This window comes from uncultured Olegusella sp. (genome assembly GCF_947253395.1).
Classification (GTDB): Bacteria; Actinomycetota; Coriobacteriia; order Coriobacteriales; family Atopobiaceae; genus Olegusella.
Window position 1 is genome coordinate 1 of the sequence record NZ_CAMXYY010000023.1, and the last position, 19,583, is coordinate 19,583.

Annotated in this window: 15 protein-coding genes and 1 tRNA gene; 13 read left to right on the forward strand and 3 right to left on the reverse strand. The window is 49.3% G+C overall.

Annotation, left to right across the window (positions count from 1 at the left end):
* Positions 1 to 415 precede the first annotated feature (415 nt).
* Together Q0X25_RS03445 and gluQRS are read right to left on the reverse strand one after the other, a co-directional pair.
* A tRNA-Ser gene (locus Q0X25_RS03445) sits at positions 416 to 506 on the reverse strand.
* Positions 507 to 563: 57 nt separating this feature from the next.
* Positions 564 to 1,613 (reverse strand): tRNA glutamyl-Q(34) synthetase GluQRS, encoded by a 1,050-nt coding sequence (gene gluQRS, locus Q0X25_RS03450; protein ID WP_367270386.1) that lies wholly within the window; start codon positions 1,611 to 1,613, stop codon positions 564 to 566.
* 280 nt (positions 1,614 to 1,893) lie between these two features.
* Between gluQRS and arcC the strand changes: the two genes are divergently transcribed.
* Positions 1,894 to 2,859: a carbamate kinase gene (arcC, locus tag Q0X25_RS03455; protein WP_298579054.1), complete on the forward strand. Its 966-nt coding sequence runs from the start codon at positions 1,894 to 1,896 to the stop codon at positions 2,857 to 2,859.
* A gap of 92 nt (positions 2,860 to 2,951) precedes the next feature.
* On the opposite strand, the gene Q0X25_RS03460 is transcribed toward arcC, so the two are convergent.
* Complete coding sequence (locus Q0X25_RS03460; protein ID WP_298579055.1) at positions 2,952 to 3,599, reverse strand: N-acetyltransferase; 648 nt, start codon at positions 3,597 to 3,599, stop codon at positions 2,952 to 2,954.
* Positions 3,600 to 3,819: 220 nt separating this feature from the next.
* On the opposite strand from Q0X25_RS03460, the gene Q0X25_RS03465 reads away from it, so the two are divergent.
* The 12 genes from Q0X25_RS03465 to Q0X25_RS08515 all read left to right on the forward strand — a co-directional run.
* Positions 3,820 to 4,503, forward strand: coding sequence for a zinc ribbon domain-containing protein (locus Q0X25_RS03465; RefSeq protein ID WP_298579056.1), 684 nt, complete (start codon positions 3,820 to 3,822; stop codon positions 4,501 to 4,503).
* Positions 4,504 to 4,612: 109 nt separating this feature from the next.
* A complete protein-coding gene (locus Q0X25_RS03470) occupies positions 4,613 to 6,340 on the forward strand; it encodes a zinc ribbon domain-containing protein (RefSeq protein ID WP_298579057.1) in 1,728 nt (575 codons plus the stop codon).
* A 201-nt stretch (positions 6,341 to 6,541) separates the two neighbouring features.
* Positions 6,542 to 8,161, forward strand: coding sequence for a bifunctional phosphoribosylaminoimidazolecarboxamide formyltransferase/IMP cyclohydrolase (purH, locus tag Q0X25_RS03475; RefSeq protein ID WP_298579058.1), 1,620 nt, complete (start codon positions 6,542 to 6,544; stop codon positions 8,159 to 8,161).
* A 172-nt stretch (positions 8,162 to 8,333) separates the two neighbouring features.
* On the forward strand, positions 8,334 to 8,942 hold the full coding sequence (locus tag Q0X25_RS03480; RefSeq protein WP_298579059.1) for a hypothetical protein: 609 nt from the start codon (positions 8,334 to 8,336) through the stop codon (positions 8,940 to 8,942).
* Between the two features lie 358 nt (positions 8,943 to 9,300).
* Positions 9,301 to 12,834, forward strand: a complete 3,534-nt coding sequence (gene nifJ, locus Q0X25_RS03485; RefSeq protein WP_298579060.1) for a pyruvate:ferredoxin (flavodoxin) oxidoreductase — start codon at positions 9,301 to 9,303, stop codon at positions 12,832 to 12,834.
* A 249-nt stretch (positions 12,835 to 13,083) separates the two neighbouring features.
* Positions 13,084 to 14,325, forward strand: a complete 1,242-nt coding sequence (locus Q0X25_RS03490; RefSeq protein WP_298579061.1) for an MFS transporter — start codon at positions 13,084 to 13,086, stop codon at positions 14,323 to 14,325.
* Positions 14,326 to 14,440: 115 nt separating this feature from the next.
* Positions 14,441 to 15,736 carry a glycosyltransferase gene (locus Q0X25_RS03495; protein WP_298579062.1) on the forward strand — a complete coding sequence of 432 codons (1,296 nt, stop codon included), beginning with the start codon at positions 14,441 to 14,443 and terminating at the stop codon, positions 15,734 to 15,736.
* Entirely contained in the window at positions 15,733 to 17,175 is a 1,443-nt protein-coding gene (locus Q0X25_RS03500) for a histidine kinase (RefSeq protein ID WP_298579063.1), read from the forward strand. The genes Q0X25_RS03495 and Q0X25_RS03500 overlap by 4 nt, the downstream gene beginning before the upstream one ends.
* A gap of 172 nt (positions 17,176 to 17,347) precedes the next feature.
* Positions 17,348 to 18,094 (forward strand): LytTR family DNA-binding domain-containing protein, encoded by a 747-nt coding sequence (locus Q0X25_RS03505; protein WP_298579064.1) that lies wholly within the window; start codon positions 17,348 to 17,350, stop codon positions 18,092 to 18,094.
* A gap of 21 nt (positions 18,095 to 18,115) precedes the next feature.
* On the forward strand, positions 18,116 to 18,577 hold the full coding sequence (locus Q0X25_RS03510; RefSeq protein WP_298579065.1) for a metallophosphoesterase family protein: 462 nt from the start codon (positions 18,116 to 18,118) through the stop codon (positions 18,575 to 18,577).
* Entirely contained in the window at positions 18,574 to 19,413 is an 840-nt protein-coding gene (locus Q0X25_RS03515) for an HAD family hydrolase (protein ID WP_298579067.1), read from the forward strand. Before Q0X25_RS03510 ends, Q0X25_RS03515 begins: the two co-directional genes overlap by 4 nt.
* A 3-nt stretch (positions 19,414 to 19,416) precedes the next feature.
* On the forward strand, positions 19,417 to 19,583 hold a 167-nt coding region (locus Q0X25_RS08515), incomplete at its 3' end, for a DeoR family transcriptional regulator (RefSeq protein WP_367270387.1).

A 19,583-nucleotide genomic window follows, 5' to 3' on the forward strand; every position in this document is an offset into this window, starting at 1 on the left:
TATTTGGGGCGCACCCCCGTTTTATGCTTGCCGACTTCGAAACTCGAACCATCTTTTGAGGAAGCCTCATCATGTCCCATAGATGGTTCGTTTGTCGAGCTGCTTACCGATAGATGGTTCGTTTGTCGGACGAGAGGAAAATCTGACCTGCGGTTTTATGCTTGCCGACTTCGAAACTCGAACCATCTGTGGTTTGTATCCTACCTATCCTCCAACTAGCAAAACTTACGTGCTCAAAAAAAGCGTCTTTTCATGGCAACTAGCCATCTCATTGGAGTAGCACGGGTTAAGCATGTGCTATTTACTGGGCAATTACTGGCCAGATATATGCGCCTTATACATAATTCCTACACATTCAAATTACATAAAATAAGACCTCTACCAGCGGAAACGTTGATAGAGGTCTGTAATGTTCTGGCGGAGAGCTGGGGATTTGAACCCCAGATAGGGTTAAGCCCTATACACGCTTAGCAGGCGTGCGCCTTCAGCCACTCGGCCAGCTCTCCATGTGCTAGAGCATGTTACCGCATTTTTGGCTTTTGCATAGTGTGACAATGCGCAAATTATCGATAAATGCCCAAGCTCTGCAGGACTTCATCATTTATGACAATATCTCTACAATGCTTTCGAAGCGTAGTCCAATCAAAATATTGACATAAATCTACAGGTAGAGCCTCAGTTCCTGGTGGCACAAGTCCAACGAGCGCTGTCAAGCCACCCATCAGACGAGCAGGGCTCACCCCTTTTGCACGTAAAAATCCCACATCTAAATCTTTTTCACGTTTTGAAAGGCGCCGTCCATCAGGAGCAATCAGCAGGGGAACATGTGCATAGCGAGGGACGGGCAGCTCTAAAAGCTTTGCAAGATACGTTTGTCGCGCAACCGAGCCCAGCAAATCTCGACCACGCACAACTAAGTTAACCTCTGCGGCCCCATCATCTACAACAACTGCTAGTTGGTAGGCAAAGACCCCATCACTTCTCCGAACTAGAAAATCGCCACACTCTTGTGCAAGACATTCCTCTTGATGGCCCCAAATCAAATCATCAAAGTCAACCTGTTCTTTTTGGTTACCTAGCTCAGGTACGCGTAGGCGATACGCAGGACTTTTGCGACGAGATTTTTCTGCGATTTCAGCAGGGGAGAGATTGCGGCAGGTTCCCTGATAGATGTAGGTGCCATCTGAGGTGTGGGGAGCTTTTGCGGCATGTAGTTCTGCTCGACTGCAAAAGCAGGGATAGACCAGCTTGCGACTTTTGAGTAATTCAAGAGCGTTTTCGTAGAGCTGCTTGCGTTCGCTTTGATAAGCAGGGCCTTCATCCCAATCTAGACCCAACCATTGCAAATCATCCATTATCAGTCTTGCTAGCTTAGATTGTTGTGCGCGAGGGTCAAGATCCTCAATGCGCAATACCATCTTTCCACCAGCACTACGCACGGCAAGCCATCCAAGTAAGGCAGAAAACACATTACCCAAATGCATGCGTCCTGAAGGTGTTGGTGCAAACCTTCCTACGAGTTTGGGTGGCATAGGCGCTGTTGCGTCAAAGGCATGTGCGTTTCCCGTTGTGGAAGCAAAGGTAAGGTTTTGAGGAGAAGAAAAATAAGCCATTTTTGCACCTTAGTTTTATTGAACAAAACATTTTTGCATAGAATTGGCTATAGGTGCACGAAATATTTCTGTAACATTTATTTAAGTGTATGATTATCTATATATATCCATTCAATATTTTAGCGGCATACCCAACTACCATTAGGATTGTAAAATATACCGTTTAGAGAATGCGATATTATCGCCACACATCTTTATGGATTGCGCGCTAAGATTGCGCAGTCTGTTAAGGTCTGCAGCAATTATTGCTGTTGTCTACACGCGCTAGATAGGAGAGAACATGAGCGAGAAGTACGGCAAGCCTAACCGCGTTGTTATCGCCCTTGGTGGCAACGCTCTCGGTGATACCCCTGAAGAGCAGATTCGTCGTGTCCGTGAGGCCGCTCCCACTCTGCTTAAGGTTATTGAGCAGGGCAATGAAATCATCATTACCCACGGCAATGGTCCTCAGGTAGGCATGATTCAGAAAGCATTCACCTTTGCAAATCAGACTGACCCCAAGATTCCGACCATGGATCTTCCCGAGTGTGGTGCTATGTCTCAGGGCTACATCGGATATCACCTGCAGCAGGCCATTGGTGCTTCCATGCACAAGGCTTACAAGCGTTGGCATGTCGCTTCCGTTGTGACCCAGATCGAGGTTGATCCCGACGATCCTGCATTCCAAAACCCCACCAAGCCCATTGGCGCTTTCCTTACCAAAGAGCAGGCAGAGGCCGAGAAGGCAGCTCATCCCGATATGGTCTTTGTTGAGGACTCTGGCCGCGGCTATCGTCGTGTGGTCGCATCTCCTGAGCCCAAGAAGATTGTTGAGTACGAGAGCATCTTGAATCTACTTGATAACGGCTTCATCGTCATCGCCTGCGGTGGCGGCGGCATCCCTGTTGTCCGCGACTACAGTGACAAGGGTGCCTACAAAGGCCAGGCTGCTGTTATCGACAAGGATATGGGTGGCGAGCTCCTCGGCGAGGATTGCTCTGCTGATGTCCTCGTGTTGTTGACCGCCGTTGATCATGTTGCTATTAACTTTGGTAAACCCGACCAGAAGGATCTCACCGACATTACGGTTGAAGAGGCCAAGAAGTATGTCGAGGAGGGTCAGTTTGGTAAGGGTTCCATGGAGCCTAAGGTCAAGGCTGGTATCAAGTTTGCAGAGAGCCGTCCTGGCCGCGTTTGCATCATCGGCTCCCTCGAGAAGGCAGCTGAGGCTATGGCTGGTCTTTCCGGCACTCGCATCCACGCATAAGCTTACGGTCTCATACCTCTTCATGCCTCGCCGCTTCCCCCGCGGCGAGGCTTTTTTGTAGCTATGGCAAAGGTGGCGGAGATGAGTGGCACTCAAAACGAAAGGCTGTCGTCCTCAAAGCTGTAGCCATACAAGAAGTACCCGTCTGATTGCAGGGCTGTGGGTGAATCATTATGTCGCTCAGCCAAGCGCGTAAGCCCTAGATGATCGTAGAAGCTCCAGTCGCAATCGGTATCTGTGACAAGATGGGCGCTCTTTGCTCCCGCACCACGCAAGTAATCAAGCGCTCCAGTAAAGAGCTTCTTTCCAAGCCCAAGTCCACGCGCTGCAGGACTGACTACAAGCAAGAGCACGCTGTCATCTTCTTTGAGCTGCGCTTGAGCGAGCATCTGACGATATGCGTCAATCTCGCATTGGTAGCCTTCCTCATCGGGAATGGCCGCCAGCACTTCACCATATTGCTGGTTTACCAGCGTTCGCGCTCTATCCCAATTTGCCTGCTGGGCAGCACTTGGCAGGCCATGGCGAGCAAACGTAAAGCCGAGCAGCTCCCCACCACGCCATGCGCTCACCGCAAATGTTGCTCGTACGAGATAAAAACAGATTTCATCGCCCGAGAGAGCTGTGGCAATTGTTGGATCTACGTCACGATACCAGGTAGATCTCATAAGATTCCACGCTGCATCAAAGTCATGCTCTACATCGAAAGCGCGCATAACAACGTCTTGTTGTGTGTCCATGAATAATCCTCTTGAGAAGCTCGTTTGTGTTATCTGTTATTTGCTAAATAGCGCTCTCATTTTAACTGAGGGCAGAGAATTCCCAAAAGAAGATGCATTGAACATATGCTAGATAGAGCACAAAACGTGCTCTCAACCGCAAAAAGATGAAATTTAGTTTGACATTTCCGAGCGAGAGAGAGATTAAAAAAGCGGCTTGAACTTCTTTTAAAACAGGGAGATGGTTGTCGTGTTTTGTTCAAATTGCGGATCTCAAATAGATGATGGTGCAAAGTTTTGTGGTGCTTGTGGTGCTGCTGTAGCTACAAGCAAAACAGAAGCCTTTAGCGCTCCTACTCCTGAAACAACGTCAAACCCAGCTCTTACCGACCCTCAGGCTGACATGACAAATGGTGGTTTTCCCATGGCAGAGGGGCAAGATGCAATGTTAGCAGCACAACATTTGGGACAGAAAGGAGCGGATGCATTCGCTCATATGGTATCGCCCGCAAAAGGAAGTATAACTGTCGAAGTTACAGACAACGGTGTTGTTTTACCAGGTATTACATTGCCAATTGATGGAATTGTCGCGATAATTCCATGGTCGTATTCACCCAGAATTGGGCTCAAGGATTTAATTATTATTGTCGCTGGTATAGCACTTTTATTTGTCAACTTACCTGTGGGCGTCTTGCTCCTTATTGCCGAAGCTATCTACTTTGCAATTAGAATGGTGCGCTCGCCCAAGGGTATCTCACTCAACTTGGCCTCAGGCGAAACAATTAGAATTGTGAGCTCGTCTGCTGCAAGTGCACAGCAGGGTTATGCGGTTTTATCTCCTGCCATCATGAACAGAAAGAAAGCGTCCTTTACATTTCCTAATTCTTTGGTGCGCATTCCTTACAAAATTTTGTCACCAGCATAAGCATCTAATTTGCGTCTATAGTGGTGGTTCTGAATCAAAACAGAACTAAACCGTTTACTCTACTCTTTTTAGAGCAATTTGCTTTTATTTACAAAAAAAGGGGATCTGTATGCGTTGTCCATATTGCAGTGCAGAGATACAAGATGGTTGTTCATTTTGTACTAATTGCGGAAAGTATCTAGAGGATACGCGTCCAAAGAAAGATAGTGATGACACACTGCAAGCTCCTGCAGAAAAAAATGCAGTAAAACAAAGTGAAGAGTCAAAAGAAACCGCAGCGAGGAAGTTGGACAACGCCTCCAAGGCGGGTAATGATAAAAAAGTTAAGTCTCGATCGCGACTTCTTTTTGGTGTAGTTGGGCTTTCTGTGCTTGCGGCTGCTGCTGTAGTTGTTGTCCTTATTCACGGGGGCGCCCTTCCAAATCCCTTTACAGCTCAAAAGCAGCAAGTGAGCCCTGCGGCTCCCAAGCAACAGGTAAGCCTTAAAATTATTGCTCCCAACTACCATAGTGACACTGATTCTAAAATTCCTCTTCGTATATCGGGTAAAACAATAGGCGGTAAGGATTTTAATAAGCTTTACTACATTGATACTGAGCAGCCTGATATAGAGCTTGAGCAAGGCAACTATAAGATTAGGCTTGAGGCGAGCCCCTTGTTGATGTCAGGCGATATATATGAGTTAAGCGAGCCTGTGGAGTTTAATCTTTCGGAAAAAACCTCTGACTCTGCCGATTGCCAGATTGAGTGTAGTGTTAAACCTCCTGAGGAGGTTACCAAAGATGATATTACTAGGGCAAAGCAGGTGGCTAGTAATGGTGGCTTTGATTCGGCAAAAGTAGAAAAGGCAGTCAAAACGATTGTTGTGAAGCAGACAGCTTTGCTTTACCGCGACCTTTTAAGTGAAGTTTCTTCGTATGATTTTGGAGAAGGCATTCCTGAAAATTCCGCTGAGTATACCTATGCTTTGCAAGACGTTAATGCAGACGGCATTCCCGATATGGTTGTTTCGGCAGAAAATTACAATGAGCTCGGCGGACCAAATAGTGCTGTGCGTGTATGGACCACAACTGCCGATGGGTCGGGTATACAGGAAATATCAGGAACAATTGAAGTACAGCGGCTAACTCATGCATTGTGGGGCAACGTGCTGCTCTACGGAGTTGAGGACGGAAATGGCTTGTATGCTGTACATCATCATGCCAGCTCGGAAGCTCGACCTGATACAAATACTCTCTATAGTTTTCAAAATGGAACCATGTCGGGCACTGAGCAAACACTTTCCCAGGATAAAATAGCGGAGCTAGAATTTGTTTCTATCAACGATTTATCACCCATAGATAAACTCGTGGAAAGTGCTTTAGAGGCAAGTGCTACAGATGAAGTACCAACATCCAATGATGTACACGATAAGGCCATTGCAGATGCAAAATCTAAGGGTCTAACCGCCTTAACTGGGACGATTAAGACAATGACTAACGATGAAATCGTAAACTATTGTGTCCAAAACGGATTCTATACAGAAGATGAGGCAGCTAGCATTAGAAAATCGCTGTTTACTACTAATTCTTCTAATTTTAAAGAAAAAAAATGCACTATTTTTGTTTTAGACACACCTCAAGAACTTGCGTGGGTGGAGCCCGATGATCCTGATCCTATCACAGGGAATCGTAAAACATTCTTGATAGCAATGAGCAGCGATAGTTGGTCAACGTATGATAATAAGCACCTTATTGTCGGATTTGATAATACTAAAACTTATTGGTCCACTGGAATAAACCCCTGTGGTAAACAACCAATCGAGTGCGATAGTGCGACACTTATTACGGAATTATAAGCTTAGGTCTGTCCTTATTTAATGAACTGACATAGGCATTCTTGTGACGATGCAGATGAGAGCTTCTGCTTGGCGAACTGAAGATACCTTATTCTGAGCCGTCATGATGTGTGAGCATTATTTCTGCTCTTAGGAAGCCAAGCAATCTTATTCGGTGTATCTTTATTTTGTCACGGTAAGCACCAAAACTGGGGAGGGTCTATGTCAGAACGTCCCATCAAAAGGGCGCTTGTATCAGTAACCGATAAAACGGACGTGGTTGAGTTTGTCAAAACGCTCGCTGACGAGTTTGGCGTTGAGGTCATCTCTACGGGAGGTACTGCAAAAGCGCTGGTGGATGGTGGTGTAAAGGTTACCGCTATCGATGACTATACGGGCTTTCCCGAGATGATGGGAGGTCGTGTCAAAACACTGCATCCACGTGTTCATGGCGGCCTGCTCTGCCGCCGAGACGATGAGCAACACATGGCAGATGCCAAAGCCAATGGCATCGAAATGATTGATATGGTTGTCGTTAATCTCTATGAGTTTGAGAAAACCGTTGCCAAGCCCGATGTTACCTTTGCAGACGCCATCGAACACATTGATATTGGTGGCCCTTCCATGCTGCGTTCTGCCGCAAAAAATAATGACTTTGTGACTGTTGTATCTGATCCTGCTGATTACGATCGAATTCTTGATGAGATGCGTGCAAATAATGGCGTGACTACCCTTGAGACCCGCCGTCAACTGGCTCTCAAAGTCTTTCAGACGACCTCACGTTACGACAGCGCTATAGCAGAATATCTCGCAAGCCAAGTATCGAACGACAACAAAGTTGCAAGTTTTGATAGCTCAATTGAGTTTGATTTCCCGCAGACATTGACGGTGACCGCCACCAAACAACAAAACCTGCGTTATGGCGAGAACCCCCAGCAGTCTGCAGCGGTTTATCATCTGCCTGACGCCCCGGCTCACTCCCTTGGTATGGCTCGTCAGATTCAGGGCAAGGAGCTGAGCTACAACAACTTTTTGGATACTGATGCTGCCTGGGCTGCTGTGCGTGAGTTTGAGGAGCCTGCTGTTATCATTCTCAAGCACCAAAACCCCTGCGGATCTGCTGTAGCAGCTGACGTAACGGCGGCTTACGATCGTGCCTTTGCCTGCGATCCTAAGAGCGCTTTTGGCGGTATTATTGCGGTCAATCGCGAGGTCCCCCTATCGTTAGTTGAGCATTTTGCCGACGTGAACAAGCAGTTCGTTGAGGTGTTGATTGCTCCTAGCTATAGCCCCGAAGCCCTTGAGCGTCTGTCCAAACGCAAAAACCTCCGTGTGCTTGAGACGGGTGGTGTTGATGCGGGCGTCTCTCTGGAGATGCGTACAATTGACGGTGCTTTGCTTGTCCAAGAAACTGACCGTGTTGATGAGGATCCTGCGACTTTCGAGGTGCCTACCAAACGCAAGCCGACTGACGCCGAGTGGGAAGATTTGCTCTTTGCTTGGAAGGTTTGCAAGACCGTTAAGTCCAACGCGATTCTTGTTGCCAAAGATCGTGCGGGTATTGGTATGGGACCAGGTCAGCCCAACCGCTCTGATTCGGCGCTGATGGCTTGTGAGCGCGCTGAGGCAGCTTGTAAGCGCATGGGTGTTGCTCCTGAAAATCTCGTGGCTGCGTCTGATGCGTTCTTCCCCTTTAGAGATAGTGTCGATTTGCTCGCTCAGCATGGGGTGACGGCGATTATTCAGCCAGGCGGCTCCATTCGTGACGATGAATCCATCGCTGCTTGTGATGAATATGGCATCACGATGGTCTTTACGGGCAGGCGCCACTTTAGGCACTAAGTTTTACCAAGAAACGCGGGGCGGAGCTATGATGTGTGGCTCCGCCCTTTTGCATGACAAGAAATACGTTGCAAGAGACACTAGCTTAGATGCGAGAAATACGCTGCAAGAGACACTAGCTTAGATGCGAGATATATTACAAAAGGCACTGCTTGAGATATAGGAGCTGAATATGACGTTTGAGCTGGAAACACCCTCACTGATTTGCCGTTGGCGCTTGGCAAATGGAGGTCTGCCACTCGAAAATCGCCATCTACGCGCCTTTTCCCAACGCGGTGTTGACCCCGCTTTGGTTTCCTGGGCAAAGCAACACCTTGAATGGACCCTAGCTGATGGGGCTGCCGCCAATCCCGACGGGGTGCTCATGGTGGTAGTTGACGAAGAAGGTCAGGCTGCAATGAGTGTGGGGCCCTACAAAGCCTTGGGTGATACCAGCACTAATGCCTTGCTCCAGCGTGCGATGCAGGCTCAGACAGAAGCTTCACGTACAGCTGTTGCGCCTGAGACTCTCTGGGTGGTAACAGCAGGACAGATTACCTCCTATCTTGATCCAGCCGAGAAGCTTGCGGGCGCCACCTCTTTGGTAAGCGATCTTATGGCGGCTCACCACCTGCAGTTTACGTATGAAGCGCAAATTGCTGATGCCCAAACCCTTACCACAGCTGACGAAGTGTTTTTGGTGTCCGACGAGCACGGCGTTGTGGCCGCTGCGGGAAAACTCGGCAACTGTGCCAAGCAAATGGCGGCAGACTATCAAAAACTGCTCGCAAGCTTTAGTTAACTTTTTTCGCGATTCAGATTTCCTTCGCAAAGGCTGCATATTGTTTGAGCTGATTTTATCTGGGGGGCAAGCAGACACGCTGGGAATATTTTAATTCCTACTAAATATAGGGCATTTAACAGGCAAAATATTCTCATATAAAGCGCAGTTTAGACTTTAGCTGAGGTGCAAAATGGTTTATTACATTATTATGTATATATGCAGCGCACATATATAGTGCAGGCAACTCAGGCATGTAAGAGTAGAAGCGCTTCTTGTGCGTTCTGCATATTTAGACACTACGACGGATGCCGTAGTGTATGGGGGATTAGGCCGGGCGAATAAAAGTTCGTTCGGATAGTACTAGGAGAGGAGTACCATGGCTCGATCTTTTAAGTCTATGGACGGTAATGAGGCGGCGGCGTGGGCGTCGTATGCCTTTACGGAGGTAGCGGGCATCTACCCGATTACTCCGTCTAGCCCCATGGCCGACCATGTTGACCAGTGGGCAGCACAGGGTCTCAAAAACATCTTTGGCTCCCCAGTCAAGGTTATCGAGATGCAATCTGAGTCCGGCGCTTCTGGCACCGTTCACGGTTCTTTGGGCACCGGCGCACTGACGACTACCTATACGGCATCGCAGGGCCTGTTGCTGATGCTTCCAAACATGTACAAGATTGCTGCCGAACGTCTGCCGAGCGTTTTCCATGTTTCTGCTCGTCAGGTTGCAACGCATGCCCTGAACATCTTTGGTGATCATTCGGACGTTATGTCTGCACGTCAGACTGGCTTTGCTATGCTCGCCGAGAGTAATGTCCAGCAGGTCATGGACCTTGCTCCTGTGGCTCACCTTGCAGCCATCAAGGGCGGTCTGCCATTCTTAAACTTCTTTGACGGCTTCCGTACCAGTCATGAGATTCAGAAGGTTGCTACTTGGGACTTTTCTGAGCTTGCGGATATGGTAGATATGGACGCTGTTCAGGCTTTCCGCGATCATGCGCTGAACCCCGAGCACCCCACCGCACGTGGTAGTCACGAGAATGGCGATATCTACTTCCAGCATCGCGAGGCTATTAACGGTGCATATGATGCACTGCCTGCTATCGTCGAAGACTATATGAAGCAGATCAACGCTAAGCTCGGCACTGACTACGGTCTATTTAATTACTACGGTGCCGAGGATGCTGACCGTGTTGTCATCTGCATGGCCTCTTTCTGCGACACGCTCAAGGAAGTCATCGATTATCTCAATGCGCACGGCGAGAAAGTTGGCTTGGTTGAGGTTCATCTCTTCCGCCCCTTCTCCATCAGCCACTTCACCAGCGTTCTTCCCAAGACAGTCAAAAAGATTGCTGTTCTTGACCGTACCAAGGAGCCTGGCTCTATTGGTGAGCCTCTTTATGAGGATGTTGTTACCGCTTTATATGAGGCTGGCATGGCTAACCTCACTGTTGTTGGCGGTCGCTATGGCCTTGGCTCCAAGGATGAGCCTCCTGCGGCAGCCTTCTCCGTCTTTGAAGAGCTCAAGAAGGATCAGCCTGCTCGTGAGTTCACCATTGGCATCGTTGACGATGTCACCAATCTATCTCTTCCCATGGATCCCCACGCTCCTAATACCTCGGCAAAAGGTACTATCGAGTGCAAGTTCTGGGGCCTTGGCGGCGACGGTACTGTTGGTGCAAACAAGAACTCCATCAAGATTATTGGTGACCACACCGATAAATATGTTCAGGCTTACTTCCAGTATGACTCCAAGAAGACCGGCGGCGTTACCCTCAGCCACCTGCGCTTTGGTGACAACCCCATCCGTTCGCCCTACTACGTTACCAAGGCGGACTTTGTCGCTTGCCACAATCCCAGCTATATTGATAAGGGCTTCAAGATGGTCCAGGACGTCAAGCCTGGCGGTATCTTCCTGATTAACTCTCAGTGGGCTCCCGAAGATTTGGGCAAGCACCTTGATGCAGCAGCAAAGCGCTACATTGCTGAGAACAACATTCAGGTTTATTTGATTGACGCTATCGACCTTGCCGAGAAGGTTGGCATGGGCAAGCGCACCAACACGACGCTGCAATCCGCCTTCTTTGCACTGGCCAAGGTTCTTCCCGCCGAGGAAGCCCTCCAGTATATGAAGGATGCGGCTACAAAGTCTTACTCCAAGAAGGGCCAGGCTATCGTTGAGTCCAACCACAAGGCAATTGATGCTGGCGCTACCGCCTTTGTGAAGTTTAATGTTCCTGCAGATTGGGCCAACGCTACCGATGACGCGCCTGAGGCTCAGCTGACTGGTCGTGACGCAATCGTCGCTCAGGTCAAGGCTATTACTACGCCAGTTAACCTCATGGATGGTGACAGCCTGCCTGTTTCTGCATTTATGCCCTACGCAGATGGTACGTGGCAAACTGGTGCTTCTCAGTACGAGAAGCGTGGCACAGCAGTTATCGTGCCTCACTGGGACGAGACCAAGTGCATCCAGTGCAACCAGTGCGGCTTTGTATGCCCTCATGCAACCATTCGTCCGTTTGCGCTTAACGCCGAAGAAGTTGCAGCTGCACCCGAGACCATGCGTATGGTTGACGCCAAGGGCAAGGGTATGGATGGCTTGAAGTTTGCCATCACCGTGTCTCCGCTTGACTGCATGGGCTGCACCAACTGCGCTAAGATTTGCCCGGTTGATGCTCTTACGATGGTGCCACAGGCTGACGAGGCTGTTGAGCAGGCAAGCTTTGACTACGGTGTGGCACATGTTGCTGAGAAGCCCGAGCTCTTTGCAGACAATGTAAAGGGTAGCCAGTTCCACAGGCCTCTCCTTGAGTTCTCTGGTTCTTGCGCAGGCTGTGCTGAGACTGCTTACGCACGCCTTATTACCCAGCTCTACGGCGACCATATGTTTATCTCTAACGCTACTGGCTGCTCTTCCATTTGGGGCAACCCCGGCGGCGTGTCTCCGTATACCGTCAATGGTCAGGGTCATGGTCCTGCTTGGAATAACTCCTTGTTTGAGGACAATGCAGAGCACGGCCTGGGTATGTATCTCGGCTATCAGGCAATCCAGCAGGAGCTTGTAAGCGATGCCGAGGCAATTATTGCTTCTGATGCTTCCGAAGGTCTCAAGGCAGCGGCTCAGCTCTGGCTAGATAGCCGTGGCGATTATGAGACCAGCAGGTCTGCTGCTCGCGAGCTGCTTGCCTTGCTTGAAGATGTGGATACCCCCGAGGCAAAGCGCATTATTGCCAACAAGCAGTACCTCACCAAGAAGAGCTTCTGGATCTTTGGTGGCGACGGCTGGGCCTATGACATTGGCTTTGGTGGCTTGGATCACGTTCTTGCTTCTGGCAACAACGTTAACGTCTTCGTCTTTGATACCGAGATTTACTCCAACACGGGTGGTCAGATTTCCAAGGCCTCTAACTTGGGTCAGCTTGGTCAGTTTGCCGCAGCAGGCAAGGAGGTCAAGAAGAAGAGCTTGGCTGAGATTGAGATGACCTATGGCTATGTCTATGTTGCACAGGTTGCCATGAGCGCCAACCCCATGCAGCTTCTCAAGGTTCTCAAAGAGGCCGAGGCCTATGATGGCCCATCCCTTATCATCGGCTACTGCCCATGCGAGCTCCACTCCATCAAGAAGGGTGGTATGCAGCACTGCCAGGAGGAGATGAAGCGCGCGGTCGAGTGTGGTTACTGGAACCTCTTCCGTTACAACCCCTCAGCTCCCGAGGGCAAGAAGTTCTCTCTTGACTCCAAGGCTCCTAAGGGTGGTTATCAGGAGTTCCTGCAGAATGAGGCTCGCTATGCAGGTCTGATGCGTTCGTTCCCCGAGCGCGCTGAAGAGCTCTTTGAGGACAACGAGAAGGCGGCCATGGCTCGCTATGATCACCTGCTCAAGCTCAAGGAGGTCTACTCCGAGGTGTAAAACTTCGCTGTAGCATCAGCTACGTTTGAGAGCCCCTCCCACCTGGAGGGGCTCTTTTTACCTCGCTTATATGATTTGGCATATGCTGCGTTATGGTGCTGGGAGCTGTCGTGGGACGGCAGGAGACTTCAGTAGTGTGTGCAGAATTGCTCGTATATACTCTACCTACCGATTAACGGGTTCTGTGGATATATAACATGCAAATAACCCGTACTATGAAAATGGTGTCGGTAATTGGAGAGGGGAACCATGGCAGGTTTTTTGAACTTTAAATTTACGCGTGAAGAGCGTAACTGGGTCGGCTATGACGTGGGTAACTCGGCGCTCGTCATGCTTAATACCTCCGTTGTGCCCATCTACTTCAATAGCCTCCTCAAGGGTGGGGACTCCGATCGTCTCGTAGTGCTTTGGGGTCTGGCCCAAACCATTGCTTCGTTGGTAGTAGCTATCCTGATGCCTCTGCTTGGCTCTCTTGCCGATCGCCGTGATATGAAAATTAAGTTTTTCTTGGGTTTCTTCCTCACGGGTTTAGTGGGCTGTCTTGCCCTTGCGGTGCCCATGGGAGCAACACCATTCCTTGTGGTGTTTGTCATTTGTACCATTGGATTGAATTCATCTATGACTTTTTATGATGCAATGCTCACGGACGTTACCACTGACGAGCGCATGGATAATGTCAGCTCTGCAGGGTTTGCTTGGGGCTATATCGGTTCTTGTGTGCCTTTCATTCTGTCACTGGTTTTAATTTTTGCTGGACCACGTACAGGTTTGGTTGATGCGGCGACAGCTACTCGTCTGAGCTTTGTTATTACAGCTGCTTGGTGGCTGGCCTTTACCATTCCTTTAGTTAAGAGCTACAAACAGATCCACTGGCGTGAGGCGCGCGAGACAGGTTTGGCAGCAACGTTTTATGAGCTTGGTGTCACCATGCGTGAGATTGGGCAAAACAAAATTGTTCTTACCTATATGCTGGCATTTTTCTTTTATATTGACGGCGTACATACGGTTATTGCCATGGCTACAAGCTATGGCACAGCACTTGGCATCGACTCAACGCAGCTGGTACTCGCTCTGCTCATCACTCAATTTGTTGCTTTTCCCTCGGCAATTGCCTATGGCATGCTAGCAGGTAAGTATGGCACGCTCAAAATGATCCGCATTGCTGTCTTGGCGTACTGCGGCATTGTGCTTTTTGCGGCATTCTTCCTCAAGACCGCTTTTGAGTTCTGGATTCTCGCAATTACGGTCGGTCTTTTTCAGGGCGGCGTGCAAGCCTTGTCACGCAGCTACTTTGGCAAGATCATCCCCAAGAAGAAATCCAACGAGTATTATGGCTTTTTCGATATCTTTGGCCGCTACGCAAGCGTTATGGGTACCGCTATTGTTGCTGGTGTGACTGCTGCAACAGGCAGTTCATCCATTGGTGTGCTCTCGATTGGTTTGCTGTTGGTGGTGGGATGGCTCATGCTCAGAAAGCTTCCCAACGAGTAAGGACTCATAGGCCTATGAGAGGCGCAACCTCAGCTTTGTGTCGTGCGTAAGAGGCGATTCATACTCTAGAATAGGAGTAGTGATGAATCGTACGACTGAACAGAGGTTGTAGTCCTTGAATCCGGTCATTGTCATTCCCTCATATTGGACGGATGCCGATTGGCTGCCCGCCATGGGCGAAATTGGTAGCTATGATCATGCGACGCATGTTACGAAACCCATGCCTGAGCTCGAGCTTTGTCTTTCCAGTCTCGAGCAAGTGCGTGGTGTGTTGCGTGTGGTGGTTTTGCTTGTGGCCGATAGGCGTTGCGAGGAAGCAGCGCGCGCACGTGTAGAGAGTATTTGCCGCGCACATGCCCGCTTGAATTTGTTGATTGTGGGCAATGCAGAAGCGCGCAGTATTCGCAAAGCGGTGGAACATATCGCACCGCGCATGCGTTCAGACTGCCTGTCGTTGCGCGGTTACGGTGCTATTCGCAATATGGGATTGGCCGTAGCTGCAGTTTTGGGGCACGATACGGTTGTCTTTTTGGATGACGACGAAGTTGTTCTTGACGAGAATTTCTTGTTGGATGCGGTTTATGGGCTTGGCAATGCCAATAGGCAGGGTTTGCCAATTTTGGCCAAGACGGGCTATTACCTCACCAAAGATGGCTCCCCTTATGCAGATGAGGGTCGTACACGTTGGTGCGATAGATACTGGGGTCTGCATCGCGAGTTTAATCAGTGGATGCGTGGCGTGCTCTCGGGTACCCGTATTTCTCGTTCAAATACCATTTATGGGGGCTGCTTTTCTGTTGCTGCAGAAGCTTTTACAAAGGTTGCTTTTGATCCCATGATTACCCGTGGGGAAGACCTTGATTACTTGCTGAACCTGAGGATGTATGGAATGGACGTATGGTTTGACTCACAATGGTGCGTGCGCCATTTGCCGCCCCCCATTCCTTCTCATGCAGCCCTCTTTTTGCAAGATGTCTATCGTTGGTGTTATGAGGTTGCCAAACTAAAGCGCACTAATGCCACGATAGGCATGCGACAAATCCGCCCTGCTTCACTCATGCCGTATCCCGCACCATGGCTTATCGAAGACGAGCTTTATACCCGCATTGCTCGTACCTCATTGCGTCGTGCGATTACGTGTCGGGAACATCTGTCGTATTTCTTTGTGTGGCGCAAGGGTCTCAAACAAGCACAAGAGTGGGCAAAAAACATATCAGGGCGTTATTTGGAGTTTCAGACGTATTGGCCGCGCGTCATGTCTATGCTTTGGGATGATCAGCTTATCGCTCGAAAAATTCTGCAGTCAGGTACCGTACAGTCATTACATCAGAAAATCTCAGACGATACGATGGCAAGTGCTCCGTTGACCTCTCGGGATTTGCTTCCCAAGATTGAAGAGGAGCAGAGATGAGCGAAGCTCACAATAACAAAATAAGTTCGTTGCAGAGCTCTGAATGGCCAGATGTTCCCAGCTGGTTTAGACGCAATCAAGATATATTGGTACATGGCAGCTTTATCGCGGTGGCTGTGTGTTTGGTTATCTTGCTTGCATGGGGTATCACCGCTGCAAATTTTGCTGCAACGATGATTGCAGGCGGCGGCTTGGCTGTGGCAATTGTGTTGGTGGGCACCTCAACGGCAATGCCAGATAATCTACGCTCCGAAGCCACCGAGCGCACCTTGCGTTTGGCGTCCAAGACGCTTAACTATATGAGCGGTGGCCTAACAGCTGAAAATTGCGAGCGAGTCTGTCGCATTTTGCTGCCTGAGACACAAGCAAATGCGATTTCTATGACCGATACGCGTACGACTTTGGCATATGTCGGAGAGGAACGCGTAGATTTTCCTCTTGATATTCCAGTCTCTGCGCCCACACAAGAAGTACTGGTGAGTGGGCATATGCAGACCTATGCTGACATTGATAAAGCCGAATGGGATGCCTTAGATTCTCCCCCAAAACCCCAGGGTATATTGCCTCATCCCATTGGGGTTATTGTGCCTTTGATTGTGGCAAATCGCACGGTAGGTACTCTTAAGTTCTACTTCCGTCATGGTCGCGATGTTGATCGCACACAGCTTGCCATTGCGCGCGGTTTTTCGGAATTGCTCTCGATTCAGCTCTATAGCTATGAAATAGACCGTCAAGCAGAACTTACCGCCCGTGCAGAGATTAAAGCCCTACAGGCGCAAATTAATCCGCATTTTCTCTTTAATACGCTCAATACCATTGCGTCGTTTACACGTGTTGATCCCACTAAAGCACGTAATTTGCTGCGTGAGTTTTCGTCGTTTTATCGCTATACGCTTGACAGCTCTCGCTCTTTAATACCGCTTTCGTTGGAGCTAGAGCAAACACGACGTTATCTCAAGATTGAAAAAGCGCGCTTTGGTGCAGATCGTATTATCGAGACAGAACATATAGAAGCAGGTTGCGAAGCTATTCGTATCCCTGGTTTTCTCATTCAGCCCATTGTGGAAAATTCTGTTCGTCACGCTATGCGTGATGAAGGTCCGCTGCATATTGATGTGCAGGTGGTGCGTGATGGTGATGACGTGATGATTGCCGTTGCAGACGATGGTTTGGGCATGGGTGCAGAGGTGGCCGCGCGCTTGTTAGATAGCTCTGACAAAACGGTTACCATTGTTCCTGGTGCCCATGGCCGAGGTGCTGGCGTTGCTCTTTCCAATGTTGCTGAGCGCATAGAGCGCTTCTTTGGCGTGGGTTCTGGAGTTGAGATTATGAGTCGTGAAGGCGAAGGTACGGTTGTCACTTTGAGATTGGTTAACGCTGCACCTCATGATGGTGGGGATGTGAGTGATAAGAGCGATACCTTTACTGATGTGATTTAGTCTGCGTGATTCTATAGTAATTCAAACAGAAAAATGTTCAAAAGTGACGTTTTGACGTCGTTGACGTACTATATAAAGACTCATGCACAGCTGTGGCGCACAAGTTTGCACGGTTTTTAGCATCGGATTTTTCGCTGCGTCCAGCTATGTCAGATATAGAGAGGATGATTGCATGCTGAGCGCTTTGATTGTGGACGATGAGGCTCCTGCTCGTTTTGAGCTGCGTTCCTTGCTAGAGGAGACAGGCAAGATGGGCACCATCTCTGAGGTGTCGAGCGCATGCGAAGCTGTGGCAAGCCTGGTCAAAAGTCGCGAGCATGGGGGAGAGAATATCGACGTACTTTTTCTCGATATCTCGATGCCCAAGACGACGGGCATGCAGCTTGCTGATGCATTGCATAAGCTCAAAAATCCCCCTGCAATTGTTTTCGTGACGGCATACAGCGAGTATGCTGTTGAGGCTTTTGGCGTCGATGCTGTTGATTACCTCATGAAGCCTGTTGAGATGGACCGTCTGCGGCAAGCCATTGCCAAGATTGAAGCTCGCCTTAAGACTGCGGTGGTGCAACCTGCAAATAGCATCAACACCGAACGCATTCCTGTGGAAAAAGGTGGTCATAAGGTCTTGGTGCCCGTCAATCAGATTCGCTACGTTGAGGCCAAAGACGACTACTCCTGTATTTATACTGATACGGATCGCTATCTATCGACAATCTCGCTGGCCAAGCTCGAGCAGCGTCTGACCCCTCACGGCTTTTATCGTGTGCATCGTGGCTATATCGTTAACCTTGATTTTGTACAAGATTTTGTCACTATATCGGGTGGCGTTGTCCAACTGGGCCTCAAGGACGTGGGAGACAAGAAGATCCCCGTGTCTCGCCGCCGTGTAGTTGCTGTTAAAAGGATGCTCGGCCTCTAAGCCGAAGCGGGGGAGCACATAATGCGATATGCCATCATCTCCGATACCCACGGATGGCTTTCAGAGGAACTGCTCAAGCAGCTCCAAGGGGCTGATGTTATTGTTCATGCGGGAGATATCTGCTCTCCTTCTGACTACCGCACACTCTTAAATATTGCACCTGTGCACTTGTGTTTGGGCAATAACGATTGGGAAAAATATGGCCCGTGTGTGCAGAAGCAAGTTCATTTTGAGTCCGAGGGCTTTCGTTGGCAGCTTTGCCATTATGAATATCGCTTAGATTTAGACAGTTGCGATATTGCTGTGTGCGGGCACACTCATCGTCCCTTTATAGAGCGCGATCAGACAACAGGCACACTGCTTATCAATCCAGGAAGCCCCACTTGGCCGCGCAACGGCTTTCCTTCTATGGTGCGCTTGATAATCACCAATGGCAAAATCACTGAGGCACGCATTATTAAACTCAGTAAGGAAGATTCATGATTAAGCTTGCACTTTCAGATATTGATGACACGCTTGTTCACTACGGCAGCGGAGCTACGGCAGAGGCAGTTGAAGCGATTCATGCTATGCAAGATGCAGGTTTGCATTTTGCTACGGCAACAGGTCGTGTGGCCTCGTCAATTCCTAGCTTGCTACGTGGTGATCAGAGAGCAAGCGCAACGACAGTTTGCTGCAATGGTCAGATTGTTTTGCTTGACGGTGAAGTCATTGCTCGTGAGATTTTGCCGCATGACGCGTTGGTGCGTGTGACTGAGATTTTACGTGACGAGTTTGGCGCAGTGTTGACGTTGTATGAAGAGCATGACGTGAGCTATGGCGTTGGCATCTCTGAGGAGGAACGCGCTGCTTGCAGCGACATTTTTTGGCCAGAGACAGGTGTGCGTCCAGCAGTGCCTGACTATGAAATTGTTAAGGCCAATGTACATATAAAGGGTACACGTGAGCGTATGGCGCGCATTAAAGAAATATTGGTTTCTGAGGTGCCTGAGCTGGACTTTGTCTATCCCAACCCCACAGCTCCCCTTATTGATATCTTGCCCCGTGGCACAAACAAAGCAACAGGAGCTGACGTTTTGCGCAAAGCCTTGGGCCTAGACTGGGACGAGGTCTGTGCCTTTGGCGATGCAGAAAATGACCTCACGCTGCTTAATGCCGTACCACACTCGGTCGCCATGGCAAATGCTATGCCCGAAGTTGCTCGGATGGCTCGCTGGCATATTGGCTTGTCTGCCGAAGATGCGGTAGCAGCTGCTTTGCGTGATATTGCACAAGCATCCAAAACGGGATCCATGCCCAGCTTTATGAGCGAGGAGTAGGTCATGCTAAAACCAGAGCGTCAAAATGCAATTGTCACCCTTGTGACCAAGATGGATTTTGCCTCGGTAAAGCAAATTTCGGAACAACTCGATGTGTCCGAGATGACCATCCGTCGCGATCTTGAGGAACTGGCTGAGGTTGGGCGCTTAACGCGCGTGCATGGTGGTGC